Origin of the sequence: Planosporangium thailandense, assembly GCF_011947195.1 — a bacterium.
In the GTDB taxonomy this organism is placed as follows: domain Bacteria; phylum Actinomycetota; class Actinomycetes; order Mycobacteriales; family Micromonosporaceae; genus Planosporangium; species Planosporangium thailandense.
Map to the genome: position 1 here is coordinate 93,859 of NZ_JAATVY010000016.1, position 22,674 is coordinate 116,532.

At 72.4% G+C, this 22,674-nt stretch carries 24 protein-coding genes; 7 read left to right on the forward strand and 17 right to left on the reverse strand.

Features of this window, described 5'->3' with window-relative positions; all coding sequences use genetic code 11:
- Positions 1 to 474: 474 nt before the first annotated feature.
- Together HC031_RS20925 and HC031_RS20930 are read right to left on the reverse strand one after the other, a co-directional pair.
- Positions 475 to 768, reverse strand: a complete 294-nt coding sequence (locus HC031_RS20925; protein ID WP_167927066.1) for a hypothetical protein — start codon at positions 766 to 768, stop codon at positions 475 to 477.
- Positions 769 to 808: 40 nt separating this feature from the next.
- The gene (locus HC031_RS20930; protein ID WP_167927067.1) at positions 809 to 1,255 is read right to left on the reverse strand and encodes a DUF6325 family protein; all 447 of its coding nucleotides are present in this window, start codon (positions 1,253 to 1,255) and stop codon (positions 809 to 811) included.
- A gap of 230 nt (positions 1,256 to 1,485) precedes the next feature.
- Here HC031_RS20930 and HC031_RS20935 point away from each other — a divergent pair, with 230 nt between their 5' ends.
- Positions 1,486 to 2,424 (forward strand): 5'-3' exonuclease H3TH domain-containing protein, encoded by a 939-nt coding sequence (locus HC031_RS20935; RefSeq protein WP_167927068.1) that lies wholly within the window; start codon positions 1,486 to 1,488, stop codon positions 2,422 to 2,424.
- A gap of 46 nt (positions 2,425 to 2,470) precedes the next feature.
- On the opposite strand, the gene HC031_RS33990 is transcribed toward HC031_RS20935, so the two are convergent.
- Positions 2,471 to 3,916, reverse strand: a complete 1,446-nt coding sequence (locus HC031_RS33990; protein WP_167927069.1) for a hypothetical protein — start codon at positions 3,914 to 3,916, stop codon at positions 2,471 to 2,473.
- 527 nt (positions 3,917 to 4,443) lie between these two features.
- Entirely contained in the window at positions 4,444 to 7,209 is a 2,766-nt protein-coding gene (locus HC031_RS20945) for a DEAD/DEAH box helicase (RefSeq protein WP_167927070.1), read from the reverse strand.
- A gap of 117 nt (positions 7,210 to 7,326) precedes the next feature.
- Between HC031_RS20945 and HC031_RS20950 the strand changes: the two genes are divergently transcribed.
- Entirely contained in the window at positions 7,327 to 8,115 is a 789-nt protein-coding gene (locus HC031_RS20950; RefSeq protein ID WP_420813660.1) for an HAD family hydrolase, read from the forward strand.
- A 15-nt stretch (positions 8,116 to 8,130) separates the two neighbouring features.
- Here HC031_RS20950 and HC031_RS20955 read toward each other — a convergent pair whose 3' ends face one another.
- The 4 genes from HC031_RS20955 to HC031_RS20970 all read right to left on the reverse strand — a co-directional run bounded on the left by HC031_RS20955 (position 8,131) and on the right by HC031_RS20970 (position 10,735).
- Positions 8,131 to 9,066, reverse strand: a complete 936-nt coding sequence (locus HC031_RS20955) for a diacylglycerol kinase (RefSeq protein ID WP_167927072.1) — start codon at positions 9,064 to 9,066, stop codon at positions 8,131 to 8,133.
- 27 nt (positions 9,067 to 9,093) lie between these two features.
- Positions 9,094 to 10,074 (reverse strand): twin-arginine translocase subunit TatC, encoded by a 981-nt coding sequence (gene tatC, locus HC031_RS20960; protein WP_167927073.1) that lies wholly within the window; start codon positions 10,072 to 10,074, stop codon positions 9,094 to 9,096.
- 10 nt (positions 10,075 to 10,084) lie between these two features.
- The gene (gene tatA, locus HC031_RS20965) at positions 10,085 to 10,339 is read right to left on the reverse strand and encodes a Sec-independent protein translocase subunit TatA (protein ID WP_167927074.1); all 255 of its coding nucleotides are present in this window, start codon (positions 10,337 to 10,339) and stop codon (positions 10,085 to 10,087) included.
- Positions 10,340 to 10,456: 117 nt separating this feature from the next.
- Complete coding sequence (locus HC031_RS20970) at positions 10,457 to 10,735, reverse strand: hypothetical protein (protein ID WP_167927075.1); 279 nt, start codon at positions 10,733 to 10,735, stop codon at positions 10,457 to 10,459.
- 140 nt (positions 10,736 to 10,875) lie between these two features.
- On the opposite strand from HC031_RS20970, the gene HC031_RS20975 reads away from it, so the two are divergent.
- The 4 genes from HC031_RS20975 to HC031_RS20990 all read left to right on the forward strand — a co-directional run bounded on the left by HC031_RS20975 (position 10,876) and on the right by HC031_RS20990 (position 13,890).
- On the forward strand, positions 10,876 to 12,627 hold the full coding sequence (locus HC031_RS20975) for an ADP-ribosyltransferase (RefSeq protein WP_167927076.1): 1,752 nt from the start codon (positions 10,876 to 10,878) through the stop codon (positions 12,625 to 12,627).
- Positions 12,628 to 12,748: 121 nt separating this feature from the next.
- Positions 12,749 to 13,030 carry a hypothetical protein gene (locus tag HC031_RS20980; RefSeq protein ID WP_167927077.1) on the forward strand — a complete coding sequence of 94 codons (282 nt, stop codon included), beginning with the start codon at positions 12,749 to 12,751 and terminating at the stop codon, positions 13,028 to 13,030.
- 187 nt (positions 13,031 to 13,217) lie between these two features.
- Positions 13,218 to 13,499, forward strand: coding sequence for a hypothetical protein (locus tag HC031_RS20985; protein WP_167927078.1), 282 nt, complete (start codon positions 13,218 to 13,220; stop codon positions 13,497 to 13,499).
- Positions 13,500 to 13,524: 25 nt separating this feature from the next.
- On the forward strand, positions 13,525 to 13,890 hold the full coding sequence (locus tag HC031_RS20990; RefSeq protein WP_167927079.1) for a hypothetical protein: 366 nt from the start codon (positions 13,525 to 13,527) through the stop codon (positions 13,888 to 13,890).
- 19 nt (positions 13,891 to 13,909) lie between these two features.
- Here the strand turns inward: HC031_RS20990 and HC031_RS20995 are convergent, their stop codons facing one another.
- A complete protein-coding gene (locus HC031_RS20995; protein WP_167927080.1) occupies positions 13,910 to 14,866 on the reverse strand; it encodes a WYL domain-containing protein in 957 nt (318 codons plus the stop codon).
- Positions 14,863 to 15,894: a WYL domain-containing protein gene (locus HC031_RS21000; RefSeq protein WP_167927081.1), complete on the reverse strand. Its 1,032-nt coding sequence runs from the start codon at positions 15,892 to 15,894 to the stop codon at positions 14,863 to 14,865. The genes HC031_RS20995 and HC031_RS21000 overlap by 4 nt, the downstream gene beginning before the upstream one ends.
- A 117-nt stretch (positions 15,895 to 16,011) precedes the next feature.
- Between HC031_RS21000 and HC031_RS21005 the strand changes: the two genes are divergently transcribed.
- Entirely contained in the window at positions 16,012 to 17,085 is a 1,074-nt protein-coding gene (locus HC031_RS21005) for a DUF3866 family protein (RefSeq protein WP_167927082.1), read from the forward strand.
- Between the two features lie 32 nt (positions 17,086 to 17,117).
- On the opposite strand, the gene HC031_RS21010 is transcribed toward HC031_RS21005, so the two are convergent.
- The 7 genes from HC031_RS21010 to HC031_RS21040 all read right to left on the reverse strand — a co-directional run bounded on the left by HC031_RS21010 (position 17,118) and on the right by HC031_RS21040 (position 22,662).
- Positions 17,118 to 18,353, reverse strand: coding sequence for a Bcr/CflA family efflux MFS transporter (locus HC031_RS21010; RefSeq protein ID WP_167927083.1), 1,236 nt, complete (start codon positions 18,351 to 18,353; stop codon positions 17,118 to 17,120).
- 13 nt (positions 18,354 to 18,366) lie between these two features.
- A complete protein-coding gene (locus HC031_RS33300) occupies positions 18,367 to 18,615 on the reverse strand; it encodes a hypothetical protein (RefSeq protein ID WP_240942782.1) in 249 nt (82 codons plus the stop codon).
- A gap of 112 nt (positions 18,616 to 18,727) precedes the next feature.
- A complete protein-coding gene (gene pafA / locus HC031_RS21020; protein WP_167927084.1) occupies positions 18,728 to 20,086 on the reverse strand; it encodes a Pup--protein ligase in 1,359 nt (452 codons plus the stop codon).
- 123 nt (positions 20,087 to 20,209) lie between these two features.
- Entirely contained in the window at positions 20,210 to 20,593 is a 384-nt protein-coding gene (locus HC031_RS21025; protein WP_167927085.1) for a GntR family transcriptional regulator, read from the reverse strand.
- Between the two features lie 43 nt (positions 20,594 to 20,636).
- Positions 20,637 to 21,485, reverse strand: a complete 849-nt coding sequence (prcA, locus tag HC031_RS21030) for a proteasome subunit alpha (RefSeq protein WP_167927086.1) — start codon at positions 21,483 to 21,485, stop codon at positions 20,637 to 20,639.
- Between the two features lie 56 nt (positions 21,486 to 21,541).
- Positions 21,542 to 22,381: a proteasome subunit beta gene (gene prcB / locus HC031_RS21035; RefSeq protein WP_167927087.1), complete on the reverse strand. Its 840-nt coding sequence runs from the start codon at positions 22,379 to 22,381 to the stop codon at positions 21,542 to 21,544.
- The gene (locus HC031_RS21040) at positions 22,300 to 22,662 is read right to left on the reverse strand and encodes an endonuclease domain-containing protein (protein WP_167927129.1); all 363 of its coding nucleotides are present in this window, start codon (positions 22,660 to 22,662) and stop codon (positions 22,300 to 22,302) included. Before HC031_RS21040 ends, prcB begins: the two co-directional genes overlap by 82 nt.
- Positions 22,663 to 22,674: the final 12 nt, after the last annotated feature.

The following is a 22,674-nucleotide window of genomic DNA, read 5'->3' on the forward strand; positions in this document are numbered from 1 at the left end:
CACGCCGGGAATTCTTTAGGGACCCGAGGTGATCCGTCTTCACCCCTCGAAGGTGAAGCGCACACGCTCCCCGCCGCGCGCCCCGGAGCAGGCGCGACGCGCTCGGCAGTGGTGGTTGCGAGCGCGCCTATCATCCGCCGGACCGGGGTGAGCGCGCCTCGCTCCGCCGGACGAAGGCCCGGCTCCGGACGCGGGCCGAAGCGACCACCCCACACAGGTGACGTACGGTCACCCCGGCCGCCGAGACGATCGGTACCGTCATGGTCCGACCCGCGTACCCGAGGGAGGTGGCCGCCGCAGCAGGCTCGCCAGGCGGGCCGCGACAGGGAGCATGTTCACCCGCCGGGCGGCTCACCGGCCGACAACGCCGCCCGCTCCTGCCGCACGCGGTACGCCACGGTCCGCCAGCGAGCCCGGTCGGGTCGCCGCCGCGACGCCCGGGGGCGTGGACCGCGGCGCGCGGGCCGTACGCGCTCACCACCACTGCTCGTGGCGCAGTACACGGGCTTTCGCGGCCGCGAACTCCGGTGCTGTCAGCACACCCCGCTCGGCCAGATCCACCAGTTGGCTCAGCTGGACGACCACATCGTCGCCGCCGTCCGCGAGCGACGGCGGCGTGGAGATCGGGCTCACCGGCACCGGACGCGACGGCGTGCGCGCCAGCCAGCCGGCCGACAACGCCGCGACGGCCTCCTCCGCTCTGCGGTGCGCCAGCCCGACACTGAGGGCGCCGCGCAGCAGCGGCGCTCCGCGTCGACGGGTCGCCATGGGCTTCCTCCTCGTCACAAGGGCAACAATCGGTCAAGGGTCAATGGACGCGGTGGCCGGGCACGTCCCGGCTGGCACGCGCCTCGGCCACGTACGCCTCGGGGATCCGCACCGCGCCGACCAGCGCGCCGCCCTGCTCACGCACGACGGCGTCGGCCTGACGCGCCCAGGCGTGCTCGACCAGCACGGCGAGCGCGACGGTGCCGGCGTCCAGCGCCTGGCCGACCTCGTCGACGTCGGCGGCGTCGATCAGGCACACACCCGGCTCGGCGAAGCCGCGCTCGACGCCCAGGCCGGCCACGGCGGGCACGTCCACGAGCTCCGCGCTGCGAACCCGGCCGTCGCGGTCCTTCGCCACCGCGAGCGCGTCGACGACCCGGACGTCGCCGCCGCGCTCGACGGCGTACAGCACGGCCGCGATCCGATCCGGCAGCTCCTCGCCCGGAAACGCGAAGACCAGGAACTCCAGTGGACCGATACCCGTCATGAGCGGCTCCCGTCGAGCTGTGGTGAGGCCCGGCCGACGGCCGGGGCGTTGCCCGCGATCGTGGGCCTCGATCGGGTGACCCTGCTTCACCCGGAACGGTCACCACCCGCCGCGCGCAGCCCTCACCCGGGCCGCCACCGACCCCCGCCGCGCACTCATCCGGCGACGCTGATGCCGACGTACGGTGGGAGCCGCCCCGTCGAGGCGCCGACTTCACTAGGCTTGCCGCCGTGACGCCACCTCTGCTGCTCGTCGATACGGCCAGCCTCTACTTCCGCGCCTACTTCGGGATCCCCGAATCGGCCGTGACCGCGCCGGACGGCACCCCCGTCAACGCGGTACGCGGCTTCCTGGACATGCTCGCGACCCTCGTCCGCACCCGGCGACCGGGGCGCGTGGTGTGCGCGCTCGACGCCGACTGGCGCCCCGCCTGGCGGGTGGCGCTGATCCCCGGTTACAAGGCGCACCGACTGACCGACGGTGGCGGCGAACAGACCCCGGACGGACTCGCGGCGCAGGTGCCGATCATCCTCGACGTCCTGGACGCGCTCGGCGTGCCGGCGGTCGGAGTCGCCGGATACGAGGCCGACGACGTCATCGGCACGCTCGCCGCCCGCGAACCCGGCCCGGTCGAGGTGGCGTCCGGCGACCGCGACCTGTTCCAGGTGATCGACGACGGCCGGGGCGTGCGCGTGCTGTACTGCGGTCGCGGCGTGGCCAAGCTCGAGGTGTTCGACGACGCGGCGGTACGCGCGCGGTACGGGGTGCCGGCCGCGGGCTACGCCGACTTCGCGGCGATGCGCGGCGACCCGAGCGACGGGCTTCCGGGGGTCGCCGGCGTGGGTGAGAAGACCGCCGCCCGGCTCATCGACCGCTACGGCACCCTGGCAGGTGTACTCGCCGCGATCGACGATCCGGGCGCGGGGCTGGCCCCGGGGCTGCGCACGAAGCTCGCGGCGTCCCGCGAGTACCTGGGCGCCGCCCCGGAAGTCGTACGGGTGGCCCTGGACGTGGCGGTGCCGCCCGTCGACGGCAGGCTCCCGGCGCCCGTCGAGGGCGAGCGATTGCTCGCCCTCGCCGAGAAGTGGAACATCGCCGGTGCCGCGCGGCGCGCCGTCGACGCGCTGAGCGCCCGCCCCGGCGCCGTCGACGCGCCGGACATCCCCTAGCCGCGGTGCAGCCCGCCGGCCCTAGCCGCGGTGCAGCCCGCCGGCCCTAGCCGCGGTGCAGCCCGCCGGTGCCGGAGCCGGGGTTGGCGACCGGCGTCCAGGTGCGGTTGAACGGAGGGGTATCGGGTGGCGCGGCGTGGCGCGGGGCGCTGACGGGAGCCGGCGCGGGGGCGCCGCCGGAACCGTGCACCGCGCCGCCACCCGGGCCGGGCATCGGACTACCACCGGGACCCTGCATCGGGGCAGGCATCGGCACACCGCCCGGCGCAGGCATCGGCATACCGCCCTGCGCAGGCATCGGCATGCCGCCCGGCGCCTGCCCCGGCGCGCCGTTGTGAGGTGGCGTCGGCGCGCCACCCGGAGCCTGCGCCGGCGCGCCGCCGGAACCGTGCACCGCGCCGCCACCCGGGCCGGGCATCGGACTACCGCCGGGACCCTGCGTCGGGGCGCCGCCCGGCGCCTGCGGCATGGCGTGGGCCGGGTGCCTCGGGGCGCTCCCGGAGGCCGACCGGGGATCGGCGCCCCACAGGGGGCCGTCGTGCCGTTCGCCCACGGGCGCCTCGTTCGCCAGCGGAGGGCCCGCCGGACCCGCCACCCGCACCACCGCCCGTACCGCCTGCTCCGCCTCGTCGGTCCGGCCGGGTGAGACGGGCTGTGCCGGCGCGGACTGCCCGGCAGGTCGCGTGGCGGGTACACCAGAGCCGTTCCGGTTCGAACGGTCCTCGGTGGAGACGCCCGCCAGCTTCTCCCCCGGAATGGCCGCCGCCGCCTCCAAGGACGGCAGCTCGTCGATGCGCCGCTGCACCCCGCCGAGCTGTTCCGACAGTGCGTCCCGGTGGGCGCCCAGCGCGTCGACCAGCCACCGGGCGGACGCGATCACCTGGCTGCTGACGGCGCCAGCGCGTTCGATGACCCGCCGGGCTGTGTCCCGCGCTTCGTTGACGTGGCGCTCCGCCCAGCCCTCGATCGCCGCACGACGCTCGGCCGCCGCGGCCTCCTCGGCGGCCCGGCGGTGGGCCAGCATGGCCTCCAGCGCCGAGCTCGCCTGTTCGGCCTGCTGGCGGGCGCCTGCGAGGAGGTTCTCGGCCTCCTCGCGCATGGCGATGGTCTCCGACTCGGCACGCTGGCGCAGGTCGGCCGCCTCCGAGCTGGCGATGTCGATGATCTGGCGCAGCCGGGCACCGACCACGGACGACTCCGGCTTGTTCGGGTCGCAGCTGCACATCGCCACCTGCTTGGTCAGCTCGTCGACCCGGGCGGAGAGGATCTGCTCGTTACGGCGGGCCGTGGTCAGCTCCGCGGTCAGCTCCTCGAAACGCTTCTGGGTGCGCTGCACGTACTTGTTGACCTGCCGCCGGTCGTACCCGCGCAGCGCCCCGTCGAACCCGGCAGACGCTTGCAGGTCGCTCTCTTCGCCCATCGCGTGGGCGTCCTCGCCGGCCATCTCCGGTACAGCTGCCGTCGCGGCGGGTTGCGCGGGTGACTGGTCCATGAATGCTCCTTCATTACCGGTAAGGGGTGAATTCGTCGGCAGCGACCGGGCCTTACGCCCGCCCCTGTCGGTCGAGGTGGCGTCAGGCCGACGCTTTCGTCCGGTGGGTGGGGCGGCGCGACCACCGGTTCGGGGCGGCATCCGCGAGGTCGCTTGGCGCGTGATGGAAGCGGCGCCCGAGACGCGTCAGCGGGGGGTCGGTCGATGGCAGGCCCGGCGCGGCCTTCTCGGGTGGGGATGGCCGCGGGTCGACCGCCGACCCGTACAGTGCCGACCGCTCCAGGCACCCGCGCGCGGGCGGCATGAACCGCCGGATCGCCTCGCTGGTCGCCAGGGAGCGCACACCCATGGGGAGATACCCCTTCCCGCGCTCGGGGTCTGCCATGTCGAACGACGGCGATATATCGCCGATCGTCCGCAACGCCCAGAACGGTAGGGGCGGGACGGGTTCGTCATCATCACCCGGACCGGGTGAACCTCCGCCAGCGGTTTCCTAGCTCAATCGGTGCGGGTGCGACACCCGGATGTCACGCCAGCGCGGTGTACGCGAGCACTCCGTGGTTGACGGCGGCGACCGCCTGCCGCGCCGTCGCGCGGACCGCCTCGGAGGCACCCTCCGCCTGGACGATCTGCCCGAGCAGGTCGACGACCTGCCTGGCCCACCGCACGAAGTCGCCGGCCGGCATGTCGCCGTCGATGCCGTGCGCACTTCCGAGGACCTTCGACAGTGACTCACCACGGGCCCACCGGTACATCGGCCAGACGAAGCCGAGATCAGGCTCGCGGGTCAGCTGAAGCCCCAGGGCCGACTCGGCGCGCTCCAGCTCCGACCACAGCTTCAACGTGTCGTCCACGGCGTCGGACAGCGCCCCGCGCGGCACCGAGGCGCGGTCCTCGGTCTCCCGCCGCGACTCGTACAGCACCACCGACACGGCCGCCGCCAGCTCGGCCACCTCCAGGCGTTCCCAGACGCCCAGGCGCAGGCACTCCGCGACAAGCAGATCAGCCTCGGTCCAGATCCGGGCGAGCATCCGGCCGTTCGGCGTCACCGCACCCTTGTCGCCGAGGTAACCGCGCTCGCGCAGCAGCGTGCAGACCCGGTCGAACGTACGGGTCAGCGACCCCGTACGGCTGGAGACCTTCTGCTGCAGCGCCTCGTTCTCGCGGCTCAAACGCCAGCGTCGCTCCGCCCACCGGGCGTGCTCCTCACGATCGGGGCAGGCATGGCAGGGATGCCGGCGCATCCGCTCACGCAGCCGCGACAGCTCCGGGTCGTCACCTTCGTCCGGGCGGCGCCGCCGCGACCGCCGGTGCCCGTCGACCTCCCCGGCCGCCGAGCGCAGCATCGACGCAAGATCGCGGCGCTCCTGCGGCGAGCGGTGGTTGAAGTGCTTGGGTACCCGGACCCGGGTCAGCGGCTCGACCGGCTCGGCGAAGTCACCCGACGAGATCCGGCCGGCCCACCGGTCCTCGGTGAGCACGAGCGGGCGTGGCTCGCCGAACCCGGCCGAGCCGTTGTCGAGGACGACCGCGAGTCCGGCCCGGCGCCCGTGCGGCACCCGGATCACGTCACCAATGCGCAGCCGCTCGATAGATTCCACCGCGGCGGCGCGGCGCTGCGCCTTGCCCTGGCGGGCCAGCTGCCGCTCCCGGTCCGCGATCGCCACCCGCAGCGCGAAGTACTCCTCGAAGTTGCCGAGGTGGCAGGTCATCTCCTTGAGGTAGCTGCGCATCGCGTCCGTGTTGCGCTGCACCTGCCGGGCGAAGCCCACGACCGATCGGTCGGCCTGGAACTGCGCGAACGACGACTCCAGCAGCTCGTGTGCGGTCTCCATGCCGACGCTGCCGACGAGGTTGACGGCCATGTTGTACGACGGCCGGAAGCTGGACTTGAGCGGGTAGGTACGGGTGGAGGCCAGCCCGGCGACGTGCCGGGGGTCAACCTCCGGCGCCCACACGGCGACCGCATGCCCCTCCACGTCGATGCCGCGCCGACCGGCCCGGCCGGTGAGCTGGGTGTACTCCCCCGGGGTCAGGTCGACGTGCGCCTCGCCGTTGAACTTGACCAGCCGTTCGAGCACCACGCACCGCGCCGGCATGTTGATGCCCAGCGCGAGGGTCTCGGTGGCGAAAACGGCCCGCACCAGACCGCGTACGAACAGCTCCTCGACCGTCTCCTTGAACGCCGGCAGCATCCCGGCGTGGTGGGCGGCCAACCCCCGCTCGAGGCCGTCGAGCCACTCCCAGTAGCCGAGCACCTGGAGGTCCTCAGACGGGATGTGCGCGGTGCGCTCCTCCACGACCCGGCGGATCTCGGCGCGCTCGTCCGGCGCGGTCAACCGCAGCCCGGCCTGCAGGCACTGCTGCACCGCCGCGTCGCAGCCGGCCCGGCTGAAGACGAACACGATCGCCGGCAGCAGCCCTTCCCGGTCGAGCCGGTCGATGACATCCGCGCGCGCGGGTGGCAGCCAGCGCCGGCCCCGGCCGCCGCGGCGGGGGTCGTACTCGCCGAGTCGGCGCAGCGTCTCGCGGGTGTAGCGGAGCAGCTCGGGGTGCACCTCGTGCTTCTCGGCCGCCTCCGGGTCGTGGAACAGGTCGAACATGCGCTTGCCGACGAGCATGTGCTGCCACAGCGGGACCGGCCGGTGCTCGCTCACCACCACCTCGGTGTGGCCCCGCACCGTGACCAGCCAGTCGGCGAACTCCTCGGCGTTGGAGACGGTCGCCGACAGCGACACCAGCGTCACCGTCTCGGGCAGGTGGATGATCACCTCTTCCCAGACCGGGCCGCGGAACCGGTCGGCGAGGTAGTGCACCTCGTCCATCACGACGTACGCCAAACCGTGCAGCGCGCTCGATCCGGCGTACAGCATGTTGCGCAGCACCTCGGTCGTCATCACGACGACCGGCGCGTCACCGTTGATGGCGTTGTCGCCGGTGAGCAGCCCCACCTGGTCGGCGCCGTAACGCTCGACCAGGTCGTGGAACTTCTGGTTGGACAGCGCCTTGATCGGGGTGGTGTAGAAGCACTTGCGCAGCGGTCCGGCGCCGTTTCCGTCGGGTCCACCGCGCAGGGCGAGGTGGACGGCGAACTCACCCACGACCGTCTTGCCGGCCCCGGTCGGCGCGCACACCAGCACGCCGCTGGCCTGTTCGAGGGCCTCGCAGGCCTCCCGCTGGAAGTCGTCGAGCGCGAACGACAACCCCTCGGCGAACTCGTGAAGCGCCGGGAAGCGGGCCACCTCGGCGGCGCGCTTTCGGGCCGCGGCGTACCGCTCGGCCGGGCTGGTCATGACCCTAAGGTTATCCGGGCCACACGGCGGAGCCGGTGGGCAGGTCGGCAGCGGCGGAACCCGCGCCGACCATGGTGGCGTGCAGGCCCTGTCGCCGCGGTCGGTATGGTGCTCGGCGTGTCGCACCGCCCCGCCACGCCGAAGGGCAACCACGATCCGGTCCCGGACCGTGCCCCCGCAGCAGCACCTGCGTCGGTCGCGGCACGGGAGCCGGCGCAGCCGCCGCAGGCGGTGCTGTTCGACTTCCAGGGCACGCTCACCCAGGTCGAGGACGCCGTGACCTGGGTACGCGAAGCCGCCCACAGCTGCGGAACCGAGCTGGACCGGTCGCGGGCGACCGTCATCGCCGACCGGCTGGTCACGGCCGGCCGGGCCGGCGGCCCCGTGCCCTGCCGCGTACCGCCGCAGCTGGCGGAGGTGTACGCCGACCGGGACCTGTATCCGGAAGCGCACCGCGCGGCGTACACCGGGCTGGCGCAGACGGTGGACTGCGGCGTCGACGGGCTCGCGGAGGCGCTGTACGCGCGGCTGCTCAGCCCGACCGGGTGGGTGCCCTACACCGACACCGTCCCGACGCTGAAGGCGCTGCGCGCCGCCGGCGTACCGGTGGCGATCGTGAGCAACATCGGCTTCGACATCCGACCGATCACGGCACAGCACGGGTTCGCCGACCTCATCGACGCGTTCGTGCTGTCGTACGAGGTCGGGCGGTGCAAACCGGATCCGGCGATCTTCCAGCAGGCTTGTGGCCTGCTGGGTGTCGACCCCGAACGCGTGCTGATGGTGGGCGACTCGCCGGCGGACGCCGGCGCCGTGGCGGCCGGCTGCCGGGCGCTGATCGTCCCGGCCGCGCCGCCGGGCGGGACGAACGGCATCGGGGCCGTGCTGGACCTCGCCGGTTTGTAGGCGGTTTCGCGCCCGTCAGGTGAGCACGGTCAGTGCGCCCGGCACGCACGTGACGGCCACCGGGAGCGGGAAGGCCCGCTCGCCGTCGGCGTAGCCGACGATCCCGTCGCAGGCCAGCTCGACGGTGCGGGCCCGAAGAGACGTCACCATCGGGTGCTCGACATGGGTGCCCTGGTAGACCCGGGGCTTGATCCGCATCAGCGCCATCCGGCCCACCGCGCCGGCGATCACCACGTCGAGCAGACCGTCAGTGACATCGGCCGCCGGGCAGATCCGCATCCCGCCGCCGTAGCTGGCCGTGTTGCCCACCGCCACCAGCACGGCCTCGACGGAGTGCGCCACACCGTCTAGGCGCAGTGTGTACCGGCGGGGCCGCAGCCGGACCAGCTCACCGAGGATGGCCAGGTCGTACCGTCGGGGACCGCGCGGGAAGCGCATCGCGTTGGCCCGTTCGTTGACGATGGCGTCGAACCCGGCGGCGAGCACCGCCCCGTACCAGCGGCGCCGGCCGTCGTCCGCCCGCATCTGGGCCAGGTCGACCGTGCGGGTACGGCCGGCGGCGAACGCCGCGGCGACGGCGTCCGCGGCAGCGAGGGGCTGGGTGGGAAGCCCGGTGGCCGCGGCGAAATCATTGCCGGTACCGGCGGCGACGATCCCCAGCGGCACCGGCGTGCCGGCGACGGCCTGGAGCGCGGTGTGGACGGTGCCGTCCCCACCGACGGCGACCAGCGCTGCCGCGCCGTCGGCGACCGCCGCCCGGCAGGCGTCCTCGGCCCCCGCGGCGTCCGGAGCCTCCAACAGCCGAACGGGAGCGCCCGCGGCGCCCAGCCGGGCCAGGACGTCGGGCAGCAACCGGCCGAGCCGGCCCCGGCCAGCCGCCGGGTTGGCCAGCACGGCGATCTCCCCCGTACGGGCCGAGCCGGTCGTGCCGCTGGTCGCGCTCTTGGTCACGGCCAGCAGCGTACGGCCGCTGCGGCTCTACGTGAAGTCGTCGTAGCCACTGTCGAGGGGGCGCGGTCGGGTGACCGGGGTGGGCGTCTCGGCCGGCGGGACCGTGTCGATCGGGCCGGCGGCCTCGATCGGATCCACCGCGTACTCCAGCGGCGAGATCTCGTCGTCACCCACGTCGCCGAACTCTGCCCGGCGGCGGCGCGAGCGTCGGCGGTCGTTGAGGAACGCGAACCCGACCGCCGCGAAGTACAGCGCCGTCAGCACCATGGCCAGCGCAGTCATGCCGAACGGGTCGGGCGTCGGCGTGGCGATGGCCGAGAACGCGAAGAACAGGAACACGGCAACCCGCCACCAGCCGAGCAGCCGGCGGGCGCTCGCCATACCGGTGACGTTGAACAACACCACGATCAGCGGGAACTCCAGCGCCACCCCGAATAGGAGCATCAGGTTGGTGATGAAGGAGACGTACCGGGTGACCTCGAGGTTGGTCGACACGTTGCTCGGCGTGAACGACAGCAGGAACTCCAGGCCCTTCGTCACGACGAAGAACGCGAGGACCGCGCCCCCGGCGAACAGCGGCGCGGCCGCGCCGACGAACGCGTACGCCCAGCGGCGCTCGTGCCGGTGCAGGCCCGGTGCGATGAACGCCCACAACTGGTACAGCCAGATCGGCGCGGCGAGGATCAGAGCGACCCACAGCGCGACCTTCATCTGCAGGACGAAGTAATCGGTCGGGCCAAGCACCTGCAGCGGGCATTTCCAGTCGGGCGGCAGGTGGTGGCTGCTGTCGAGCGCCATTTTGCGCATGAGATCGCAGTACGGCGAGTTCAGGGCGCTTAGTACCGGTTTGGCCAGCAGGAACCAGCTGATGATGAAGCCGGCGAGCACCCCCAGACATGCCTTCAACAGGCGGCTGCGCAGCTCCTGAAGGTGCTCCATGAGCGTCATGGAGCCGTCGGCGGCCCGGTCGAACTGGGACTGACGTTTCCGTCGGACGGGAAGTGCCACGGGCCAGGTGCTACTTGTCGCGAACCCGCTCGACCGGGTCCACGACGCTCGGCCGGTCGTCCTCGGTCGAGGCCAGCGGCTGACGGCCGTGCTGCGCGTCCGCCTTGGCGTTGACGTCGTCGTCGGCCAGGCCCTTGGTCTCAGCCTTCAGGATGCGCATGGAGCGGCCCAGGCCACGGGCGGCGTCGGGCAGGCGCTTCGCTCCGAACAGCAGGATCAGGACCACCACCAGAACGGCGATGTGCCACGGTCGAAGACTACCCATGTGAAGCCACCTCACAGTGTTTGTCAGTGCCAGCTCATCGTACGTGTGTTTGCGCGCTCGACCCAGCCCGCTCGCGATGAGCCGCCGATGAAGTCTCAGCCAGCCGACTCGAAGGCGTCAACCATCGGACAGCTTTGTTAACGGTCCGCTCGGCTGACGTACACCGCGCGTCCGTGCCACCTTCGCCTGCACCGCCAGCAGCTCATCGCGCAGCAGCTCGACGCGGTGCTGCAGCGCCGTCACGGCCGGCACCAGCCGCTGCGCCTCCACCAGGTGCAGCCGCAGCCGGCGCGCGGTGACGCCCACCTCGCCGAGACGCCGCAGCAGCGGCGCCGCGACCACCGCAAGGGCGAGCAGCGGGCCGGCCACGAGCACGATGACGATCCCCCAGACCACACGACGACTCTAGTATGTCGATGCGCGTGCCCGCGCGGGACGCGCCACTGTACGGGACCGCGCCGCGGCGCCGGATTCACTATGGTGATCTTCTCCGAGACCCCTGTCGGGAGGACCATCGTGAATTCGGGACGCGGCCGGTGAGCGCCCCGGTCAACCCGCTCATCGCGGAGCGCCACGACACGACGCGCGGCTGGACCGGTATCGGCATCGTCGAGGATGTCCACGACCTGTCCGCCGCGTTCGAGTCGGGAAGCTGGGTCGACGGCAGCCTGGCCGGGCTGTCCGCCTCGCTGGACACGCTCGGACTCGTCGTCGACCCACTCGGGACCGTCGTCTCATGGGGCGTGTCCTGGCTGTTCGAGCACGTCAAGCCACTGTCCGACGCGCTCGACCGGCTCGCCGGCGACCCCGACCAGATCACCGCGTACGCGCAGACCTGGAGCAACGTCTCGGCTGCGGTCACCGCGCAGGCCGGCGACCTCGGCGCCGCGGTCGGCGCGACGGTGTCCAGCTGGACCGGCGCCGCGGCGGACGCCTACCGTGCGCAGGCCCACGACCTGCAGACCAATGTGCAGGCCGCCGCCAAGGCCGCCGAGGTCATCGGCAAGATCGTCGAGGGTGCGGGCGTGGTGGTGGCCCTCGTGCGGGGGCTCGTGCGCGACCTGATAGCCGAGTTCGTATCCGTGCTGGCGGTACGGCTGCCGGAGTGGCTGGCGGAGGAGGGTTGCACCCTCGGCATCGCCACCCCGCTCGTCGTCACCCAGGTCGGCTCGCTCGTCGCCAAGTGGGCCGCGAAGATCAGTGAGGTCGTCCGCGCCCTCACCCGCAGCTTGCGCAAGCTGTCACAGATTCTCGGCCGGCTGCACGAGCTGCTCGACGGCGTGTTCGCCGCGCTCCGGTCCGGTCGCCGCGCGGCCGCCGGTGCCGACACCCTCGGGGTGGTCGACTCGTTCGGCGCCCTGCCCTCCCACGGTGCCCTGCCCGACGGCCTCCCCTCCCACGGCGGCCTGCCGCACTCCGAGCCGGCCGGATGGCACACCGGCGCCGGCTCCCCGGCCGACGGCACATTCTGGCCCCCGGACTCCGATCTGGGCTCCGCCCCACATGTCGGTAGCCCGGACCCGGGCGTACCCACACTCGCCGGCCAGGTCGAGACGCCGCCCGTCCCGCACACGCCCCACACCGCCCCGACGCCGACCGGCACGGTCCCACCCGACCCGTACTACATCAACCGGATCGACGAGGCGCTCGGATCGGGCGGCCCGCCTCGTCGCACGCCGGACACGCCGTCACCGAGCCCCCACGAGCCGACCGGACCGCGCACTTTCAGCAGCAACGCCGAAGGGGCCAGGTACGGACAGACGACCTGGGAACAGGCCCAGAACCAGCTGACCGACGACCAGCGCCATTTCCTCAACGGCTACACCCGGGAGCGGGATCCCAGGCCCGGAGAGGCACCCAACTACAAGGACATCAACGGGTACCTCCGGGGCCGGTCACCGGGCGATCCACAGGTCGAGGCGGCCGTGCGGCACATGGACGAGGCGATGCGCATTCAGCCCGTACCCGAGGACGTCGTGGTCCTACGGGAAACCGGATACGAGGCGTTCAACGCCCCCATGCGCCGTTTGGACGGCACAGTGCAGTGCGATCCCGCTTACTTGTCGACGGCGCTCGGCAACGAGCCCAACTTCAAACCCCAGGCACCGGTGGTTCTCCACCTCCAGGTGCCCGCCGGCACTCCCGCGATGTACATGGAAGGCCTGTCGGTATACGACAGCGAACATGAGCTGCTACTCGGCCGCAACCTGCCCTACCTGGTAGAGCGTTCAGAGGAGGTCGGCGGGCGCTGGCACGTCTACGCGCGCGTCATAACAGAGTCGAAGTAGCGACTGATGGAAGAGGATTGCGATGCTTCAAGGCCCGATGTCGGAGGATCCCCAGTTTCAAACAGTCTGGGCGCCCGACGAATACCCGTACACCACGACGTCGGCAGTCCGGTATGTGCCGGTGACCCTTGAGGGCGGCCTCATCGGCTATCTATGGGCGGCCGTCACCGACGACGCCCTCGATTTCATCCCTTGTACGTCCGGCGGCAGCCGCGCCAACAACGCCAGCGTGAAGTGGGTGCACCGCCTGCGGTGGGCGAAGGCCAACGGGATCACCCCACTGCAGGCCCTGCGGCACTGGGCCGGGCGGCCGGAAGAACCGCTGACCGGGTACGTACCGGTGGGCGCCGAGCAGGAAGCGCCGAGCCTAGCAACGCTCGAGGCCCTGGCCGCCTCCGCGTGAATGTCGGCCGGGACCTGGCACCACCAGCGCCGGGACCATTTCATTCCGAGCAGGCTACGGCCGGAGTCGAAGGAAGGAAGAAGGCTGCATGCCGCGCGGCCCGATGTCGGAGGACCCCAAGTTCCAAACCATCTGGGAACCCGACCAGTACCCATACACCACTACCTCTTCGGTCAGGTATGTCCCGGTGACGCTGCAGGGAGACCTGATCGGTTACCTGTGGGCCGCCGTCACCGACGACGCGATCTCCTTCGTGGTCCGCGACAAGGGTGGGGACGCCGCGTACAACGCCGCCGTGAGGTGGACGCACCGCCTGCGGTGGGCGAAGGCCAACGGGATCACCCCACTGCAGGCCCTGCGCCACTGGGCCGGGCAGCCGGAAGAACCGCTGACCGGCTACGTACCGGAGGGCGCCGAACAGGAAGCGCCGAGCCTCGGGGCGCTCGAGGCCCTGGCCGCCTCCGCGTGAGGACGACCTGACGGTGCACGACCCGATGTCGGAGGACCCCCAGTTTCATACGGTCTATCTGCCCGACAACTACCCGAAGACCACCGACGCGGCTGTCCGGTACGCTCCGGTCACGCTGACCGGCAGACCTGTCGGCTACGTCTGGGCAGCGGTCACTGACGACGCAGGCGGCTTCGTCGGGCTGGGTTCGTCCGGAGCAGACGGGTTCAACGCGCACGTCGGTTGGGTCGCCCGCTTCCGCTGGGCGAAAGCCAACAACGTGTCACCACTCCACGTGCTACGCCACTTCGCTGGCCTGAAAGAGGACGAGCGAGCCGGATACGTACCAGACGGCGCCGAGCAGGAAGCGCCCAGCCTGGACGCGCTGAAGGCGGTGGCGGCCGCCGGCTGATCACCGGCCGCCAGCGCCTTCAGCAGGGAACCTGCTCCTCGTACGCCGAGAGCGCGGTGCGGGCCTCGGCGCCGACGGCCTCGATGAGCTCCGGCGGCCCAACCACCGTCACCTCCGGCCCGAGCCCGAGGACCAGCCGGCGCGCCCACGACAGGTCGGAGGCGCGCAGGGACACGAGCCAGTGCTGGCCGGGCTCGGCGCGCACCTCCTCGCACGGGTAGTACTCGGTGATCCACCGCGCTCCACGGCTGACCCGCAGCGTGACCAGCGGCTGATCGGGCGTGGCGTGGAAGAGTCCCTCGCTCACGTCGGTGGGCTGGGCGTCCGGCGGGGGTGCGGCCGGTTCGTCGAGCTCATCGAAGGCGTCGATGCGGTCCACGCGGAAGAGCCGTACCGCCTCGGCCCGGCGGCACCACGCCTCCAGGTAGGCGCGGTCCCCCACGACGAGCACCCGCATCGGGTCGACGACCCGGTCGGTGGTCTCGTCGCGGGCGGCCGTGTAGTACGTCAGCCGCACCGCGTGTGCGCGCTCGACAGCGCCGCGCAGGCCGGCGAGCCGGTCGCGGTTGCCGGGCAGCCGGACGGCGACCGGCGGGCTGGCCTCCTCGCCCGCCGCGCTCTCGATCTTGGCAAGGGCCCGTTCGATGGCGTCCCGGTGCCCCACCCCGGGCGTCTCGGCCAGCAGCCGGAGCGCCACCACCAGGGCCAGCGCCTCGTCGCGGGTCAGCCGCAGGGGCCGGTCGATGCCGGCGTCGTAGGTGATGGTCACCCGGTCGCCGTCGAGCGCCATGTCGATGAGGTCGCCCGGGCCGTAGCCGGGCAGCCCGCACACCCACAGCAGCTCCAGGTCGTCGCGGAGCTGGCGCTCGGTCACACCCAGGTCCGCCGCCGCTTCGGCGACCGCGATGCCGGGCCGGGCCAGCAGGTAGGGCACCAGGTTGAGCAGCCGGGACAGCCGGTCGGTGGAGCCGCTCACGACCGATCACTCCGCCCGCCGTGCGCCGCCGCGATGACCCGGTCGCCGGGTGCTGCCGCGCCGGGATGGGCGGCAGCGATCTCATGGAGCCGCTTCACGACGAAGTCACGTACCTCCGGCGGGTCTTCCACGACGAGGTCCGCGCCGTAGCCGACGAGCCAGCCGGCCAGCCGCTCGGCGTCGGCGTACTTGAGCACCACGCGGTCGCCGTCCTCGCCGGCGACGACCCGGTCGGCGTAGCGGCGGATGCCGGTGGCACGCCCCTTCCGGACCAGCACGGTGGCCTCCCGCGTGCGCTCCGGCGGTCCCGACCACCGGGCGACGTAGCTGATGAGATCGACTTCGGGTGGCTCGTAGGCGCCGGGGCTGCCGGCCCGCCGCACGGCGCCGACGACCCGGGAGAGCCGGAAACAGCGGGGCGCGTCGCGCCCCAGGTCGTGGCCCACGACGTACCACCGGCCGCGCCAGCACACCACGCCCCAGGGCTGCAGCTTGCGCGTCTTCGGCTGGTCGTCCTCGGGTGTGCGGTAGTCGAACGTCACCGCCTGCCGGTCGCGCACCGCGCCGGTCAACGGCTCGAAGGCCGGGTCCACCCGCACCACCGGCTCCACCCCGAGCGTGGCGTGCGGGTCGACGTCGATGCCGGCGGCGCGCAGCTTGGTCAGCGCGGACGACGCCGCCGCGGCGAGGCCGGCGTGCTGCCAGGTCCGCGCGGCGATGCCCACGGCGGCCGCCTCGTCGGGCTCGAGATGGATGTCGGGCAGCGCGTACTCGCCCCGGGCGATGCGGTAGCCGGGCTCGCTGTCGAAGATGCTGGCGGTGCCGATCTCCAGCGGGACGCCGAGGTCACGCAGCTCCGCCTTGTCCCGCTCGAACTTCCGCTGGAACGCCTCGTGGTCGCGAGGATCCCGCGGATCGTGCTCGTAGCCGGGCACGGTCGCGGCGATCTGCGCCGCGGTCAGGAAGCGGCGCGTGGACAACAGGCAGATGACCAGGTTGACGAGTCTTTCGGTGCGGCTGCGCGACACGCTAGCGACGCTAGCAGCGTCAGCCTCGATCCGCCGACGCCTCCCGGGTATTTCCGAACACTCGTACGACGAACGCGCCTTCCGGGCCGGGCAACCAGCGTGCGCTAGCGTGACACGGTGATCCAATGGCGCCAGGGCACCGTGACCGGACTGCGCCGTCGCTGGCGCGGCACGGTCGAACTCGACGTGGCGCTGCGGCGTCGCCGGCCCGAGGACCCCGCATCGGTACGGGCGCTGGCCTACCCGGCGCTGGTGGGTGAGCCGGAGCCGGGCGACACGGTCCTGCTCAACGTCAACGCGCTCGCGCTCGGGTTGGGCACCGGCGGGTACGCCCTGGTCGTCGCGCTGCCGGACCGGCTGCCACCCGACGACGACCGCCCCGGTCACGTCGTGAAAGCGCGGTACACGCCCCAGCAGGCGGTGGTGCTCGCGGCCGACGAGGAGGCCTCGCCGCACCGGGACGTCCTGGCGGCGGCGGACTCGCTGGACGGAATGCCGGTGGTCACCGCCGACCTGCACTCCGCGCTGCCCGCGGTCGTCGCCGGCGTGCAGGCCGACCGGCCGCAGGCGCGCATTGCGTACGTGATGACCGACGGCGGCGCGCTTCCGGCCTGGTTCTCGCGGACCCTCGACGCGCTGTCCGACCGGCTCGCCGGAGTGGTCACCGTCGGGCAGGCGTTCGGTGGTGATCTCGAGGCCACGAACGTGCACAGCGGCCTGCTGGCCGCCCGCCACGCCCTGCGCGCCGACGTGGCGGTGGTGACCCAGGGTCCGGGCAACCTCGGTACCGGTACGCCCTGGGGCTACTCCGGCGTCGCCGTCGGCGAGGCGGTGAACGCGGTGGCGGCGCTGTCCGGGCGCCCCGTCGGTTCGCTGCGCATCTCCGCTGCCGATCCCCGGCCCCGCCACCACGGCGTGTCCCACCACAGCCTGACCGCGTACGGCAGGGTCGCCCTCGCGGCCGCCGACCTGGTGGTGCCGGCGGGCGTCGACTCCTGCCTGGGCGTCCACGAGGCGCTCACCCCGTTGCGGCAGCGGCACCGGATCGTCACGGTCGCCGTCGACGGCCTCGACGCGGCGCTGCGGGCGCTGCCGGTGAAGCTGTCGACGATGGGCCGCGACCTGGACGCCGACACGGTCTACTTCCTGGCCGCCGCCGCGGCGGGCCGGCACGCGGCCGCGCTGCTGTAGCCGCCGCTGCGGCTGACCGACCGGCGCGGCGGTCAGGCGTCGGCGGTGGCCTCACGGTCGGCCGGTACGGCCGTCCCGCGGCGGGCCACCAGAAGGAAAGCGAGCACGCCGCCGCTCGCGGCGGCCGCCATCGCGACCCCCATCGGCGTGGCGCTGCGTGCGCCGGCCAGGCCGACGAGCGGCGCGACGACCGCGCCGCACACCATCTGCGCCGCGCCGAGCAGCGCAGACGCCGTGCCCGCCTGTTCCGGATGTAGGTCCAGCGCCAGTGCGGTGGTGTTGGGCAGCACCATGCCGAGCGACGACATGAAAACGAACAGCGGCACAGCCGCCGCGAGCAGGCTGCTGTGCCGGCCGGCGGCGAGCAGCAGCGCGGCCGCCGCTCCGAGCAGGATGACCAGGGCGACCGCGAGCACACGACGCGGTGCCATCCGCCGGACGAGGCGGCCGTTGAGCTGGCCGACGAGCACGAAACCCAGGGCGTTCAGCCCGAACAGCACGCCGTACCGCTGTGGTGAGGCTCCGTAGACCTGCTGCAGCACGAAAGACGAGCCCGAGATGTACGCGAACAGTCCGGCGCCCGCCATTCCTAGCGTGAGCACGTACCCGACGTACCCGGCGTCCCACAGCAGCGACCGCGCGCCGCGCAGTATCTGCGTCAGGCCGCCGGCCTGACGGCGCGCCGCTGGCAGGGTTTCCGGCAGCCCGGCCCAGGCGGCGGCGAAGACCGCCGCGCCGATCGCGGTGAGGACGACGAAGACCCCGCGCCAGTTGGCCATCCGCAGGACGAGTCCGCCGACGCTCGGAGCGAGAACCGGGGCGACGCCGAAGATCAGCATCAGCCGCGAGAAGTACGCGGCGGCGGCCGAACCGCTGTACAGATCGCGTACGACGGCGCGCGCGATCACGATGGCGGCGCCGCCGGCGACGCCCTGGCCCAGCCGGGCGGCGGTCAACGCCCCGGACGACGAAGCCACGGCGCACAGCAACGAGGCGACCGAATACAGCCCGAGGCCGGCCAGCATTGGACGTCGCCGTCCCCAGCGGTCACTGAGCGGACCGGTCAGCAACTGCCCGGTCGCGAGCCCGACCAGGCAGGCAGTGAGGGTGAGCTGGGCCCCTGACGGTCCGGCGTGGAACTCGGCGGCGATCCGGGGCAGCGCCGGCAGGTACATGTCCATCGAGAACGGCCCGACACCGGTCACGGTCCCGAGGAGGACCATGAGCCAGCCCGGCCGCGGTACCCGCCCCTGCTCCTGGGACGTCACCGGCGGAAGGCGGTCACGACAGCAGCACCACGGCTGCCCAGGCGCCCAGGATCGCGATCAGCGCCACCGCGAGGATCCAGGTCGGTATCGCGGGCTCACCGCGCCGGTTGCGCTCGATCTCGGCGGCGATCCTCGACCTCCGCCGCTCGATGCGGCGGACGGCCCACGCGACCATGTCGAGCCGTGACGCCTCCGTCCCGGCTCGCCCGTCGGGCGCGGTGTGGGCGGCGGCGGGCTCCGGCGCGGTCGCGTCGTCAGCCACCGGAGGCTCAGCCGGTGGCGGCTCAGCCGTGTCGGCAGCCGCTGTCGGCTCGGCCGCGGAGTCGTTGTGTGTCATCGCGCCGCCGAGCCTACCGGCTGCCGGCCCGCTCCGGTCACATACTCGCGATCAACCGGTCCACCCGCTCGTCGTACGCCCGGAACGGGTCCTTGCACAGGACCGTACGCTGCGCCTGGTCGTTGAGCTTCAGGTGCACCCAGTCGACGGTGAAGTCGCGGCGCCGTTCCTGAGCGTGCCGGATGAACTCCCCGCGCAGGCGGGCGCGGGTGGTCTGCGGCGGCGTCTCCTTGGCCTGGAAGATCTCCACGTCCGTGGCGACCCGGTCGACCGCGCCGCGCTTCTCCAGCAGGGCGTACAGACCGCGACCGCGACGGAGGTCGTGGTAGGCCAGGTCCATCTGCGCCACCCGGGGGTGCGACAGCGGCAGGTCGTGCTTGCGCTGGTAACCCTCGATCATCCGCAGCTTGGTCACCCAGTCGATCTCACGCTCCACCCCGGACAGGTCGCCGCTCTCGACCGCCTGCAGCACCCGGCCCCACAGGTCCACGACCCGCTTCGTGGCCGCGTCGGCGCCGCGCCGCTCGACGAACTCGGTGGCCCTGGTGAAGTACTCCTGCTGGATCTCGAGCGCGCTGCACTCCTTGCCGTTGGCGAGCCGTACCTTACGCCGCCCGGTGATGTCGTGGCTGACCTCCCGGATCGCCCGGATGGGGTTCTCCAGGGTCAGGTCCCGCACCGGCACACCGGCCTCGATCATCCGCAGCACGATGTCGGCGCTGCCGACCTTCAGCAGCGTGGTGACCTCGTTCATGTTGGAGTCACCCACGATCACGTGCAGTCGCCGGTACCGCTCGGCGTCGGCGTGCGGCTCGTCGCGGGTGTTGATGATCGGCCGGCTCCGCGTCGTCGCCGACGACACGCCCTCCCAGATGTGCTCGGCCCGCTGCGACAGGCAGTACACCGCGCCCCGCGGGGTCTGCAGCACCTTGCCGGCGCCACAGATGAGCTGGCGGGTGACCAGGAACGGGATGAGGACGTCAGCCAGCCGGCCGAACTCCCCGTGGCGGCTGACGAGATAGTTCTCGTGGCAGCCGTACGAGTTGCCGGCCGAGTCGGTGTTGTTCTTGAACAGGTAGATCTCGCCGGCGATGCCCTCGTCGTGCAGGCGCTTCTCGGCGTCGACGAGCAGGCCTTCGAGGATGCGTTCGCCGGCGCGGTCGTGTACGACGAGATCGGGAACGGAGTCGCACTCCGGAGTCGCGTACTCCGGGTGCGAGCCGACATCAAGGTAAAGCCGCGCGCCGTTGCGCAGGAACACGTTGCTCGAACGGCCCCACGACACGACCCGGCGGAATAGGTAACGCGCCACCTCATCCGGGGACAGCCGCCGCTGCCCGCGGTAGGTACAGGTGACCCCGTACTCGGTCTCCAGTCCGAAGATGCGCCGGTCCATGGAAAGACATTAGCCGCCGAGGACGCATTCCTGCCCTACCGATCCGGGGTGGATCGGTCTGTTTTCTCGCGCGTACGGTCATCACCCGGAAACGGACGGCTGACGGCCGCCGGTGCCCGCTGCTCAGCGCCCGGCGGTGATCTCCGGCTCGGACAGCCCAAAGGCCGCGCGGACCAGCCCCAACGCCTGCTCCGGGTCGAGCCCCAGCCGACGCGTCTCCTCGGCGTAGCGGGCCGCCAGCCGCTCGGCCTCGGCGGGCACCCCGCTGGCGCGGTGGGTGACGAAGGTCCCGTGGCGGCCTCGCGTCTCGACCAGGCCGGCTGCCTCGAGCTCGCGGTACGTACGCGCGACCGTGTTGACCGCCAGGCCCAGGTCGCCGGCGAGCTGCCGGACGGTGGGCAGCCGGGTGCCCGCAGCCAGGCGGCCCTCACGGGCCAACGCCGCGATCTGCGAGCGGACCTGCTCGTACGGTGGCACCGGCGACGCCGGGTCAATCTGGATCTTCATGGCGCCCCCGCTTCCCGACCAGCGCTCCGGCAGCGGCGCAGGATCAGGCCTCGCCGCCGGCGGTCGGGTCGACCCCGCCCGGCGACTTGTCGGCCGGCGACGAGCCCGGTCCGGCGACCTCCGGCGCGCCGGCGGCCTCCCCCGTGGCCGGCTCCTCCGCGGCCGCCTCGCCCTCGCCCTCGCCCTCCTGGGCGGTGAGCAGCCCGGTGAGCGCCGCGCCCGTGATGCGCCGGAAGGTACGCCCGGTGCGCCGACGGTCGAGCACCGCCACCTCGAGCTGGCCGGCCTCCAACCGGCGCGGCTGGCCACCCTCCCCACCGACGCTGCCCAGCGACCGGACGGCCAGGCGCAGCGCGTCCTGCAGCGACATGTCGGGCCGGTGGCTACCCCGCAGAACCTCGGAGATGGCCTCCGCCTGGCCGCCCATCGCGATCGTGCCCGTGTCCGACTCGTCGTACACCGAGCCGTCGTAGGTCAGCCGGTACAGCTCGTCTCGCTCCGGCCGGGCGCCGACCTCGGCGACGCAGATCTCGACCTCGAACGGCTTGGACTGCTCGGTGAAGATCGCGCCGAGCGTCTGGGCGTACGCGTTGGCCAGCGCCCGGGCGGTCACGTCCCGGCGGTCGTACGAGTATCCGCGCAGGTCCGCGTGGCGGATGCCGGCGGCGCGCAGGTTTTCGAACTCGTTGAACCGGCCGACGGCGGCGAACCCGATCCGGTCGTAGATCTCACTCACCTTGTGCAGCGCCGTCGACAGGTTCTCGGCGACGAAGAGCACCCCGCCCTCGTAGGTGAGTACGACGACGCTGCGACCGCGGGCGATGCCCTTACGGGCGTACTCCGAGCGGTCCCGCATGATCTGCTCGGGCGAGGCGTAGAACTGCATGGCCACGGCGGCTTGCGTCTCCTTTACGGCGTCGTCGACTTACGCAGACTGGGTGGGTGGCGTCAGCCGCCCGGGTTCTCCATCCGGCCGCGCACCACTTCCTCGGCCACGGCGGCGGCCTCGTCATCGGTCAGCCGCCGCGAGCCCTCGGCGGTGGCGGTCATCACGACCGGGAAGATCCGGCGGGTCAGGTCCGGACCACCGGTCGCGGTGTCCTCGTCGGCGGCGTCGTAGAGCGCCTCCATCGCCAACCGGACCCCCTCGTCAAGGCTGACGCCGTCGCGGTACCGCTTCTTGAGCGCCGACTTGGCGAACAGCGAGCCCGAGCCGATGGCGTCGAAGCCCTTCTCCTCGTAGACCCCGCCGGCGATGTCGAAACTGAAGATACGCCCGGCGTGCGCCGGGTCCTCGGCGTCCACGTCGAAGCCGGCGAACAGCGGGATCACGGCGAGCCCCTGGAGCGCGGCGCCCAGGTTGTTGCGGATCATGGTCGCCAACCGGTTGGCCTTGCCGTGCAGCGAGAGCATCGCGCCCTCGATCTTCTCGTAGTGCTCCAGCTCCACCTGGAACAGTCGCATGAGCTCGATGCCGACGCCGGCGGTGCCCGCGATGCCGACCAGCGAGTACGCGTCGGCGGCGAAGACCTTCTCGATGTCGCGGCTGGCGATCAGATTGCCCATCGTGGCCCGGCGGTCGCCGGCCATCACCACCCCGTCGGCGGTCGTCAGCGCGACGATCGTCGTGGCGTGCGGCGACACGTCGGCGGACGCGCCGACCGGCAACGGGCGCCGTCCGGGCAGCAGGTCAGGTGCGGCGAGGCTCAGGAACTCGGTGAAGGACGAGGTGCCCGGCGTGGTGAACACAGCCGGTAGCCGCCCGGATGGATCAAAACCCGCTGCCACGTGGTTCCTTTCAGGTATCTGATCGCCTCGCTCAGCCGCTGGACGTCGTCCTCGAACTGACCCAGGCCGCCGTTGCAGTTGGAACAGAGAATGCCACGTACGTTACCGAACACATGATCGTGGTCAACATGCTTGGGGTCGGGGCTGCCGCAGATTGCGCAGACGCCGCCCTGCTCGGCCAGAAGGCGCTCAAACTCCTTCTGGCCGATGCGGTAGCGACGCCTCAGGTGGTACTCGCAGGTGCTGCCGTACAGGCGTTCCGACAGCGACGGCGAAGCGATCCGTCCCTGTCG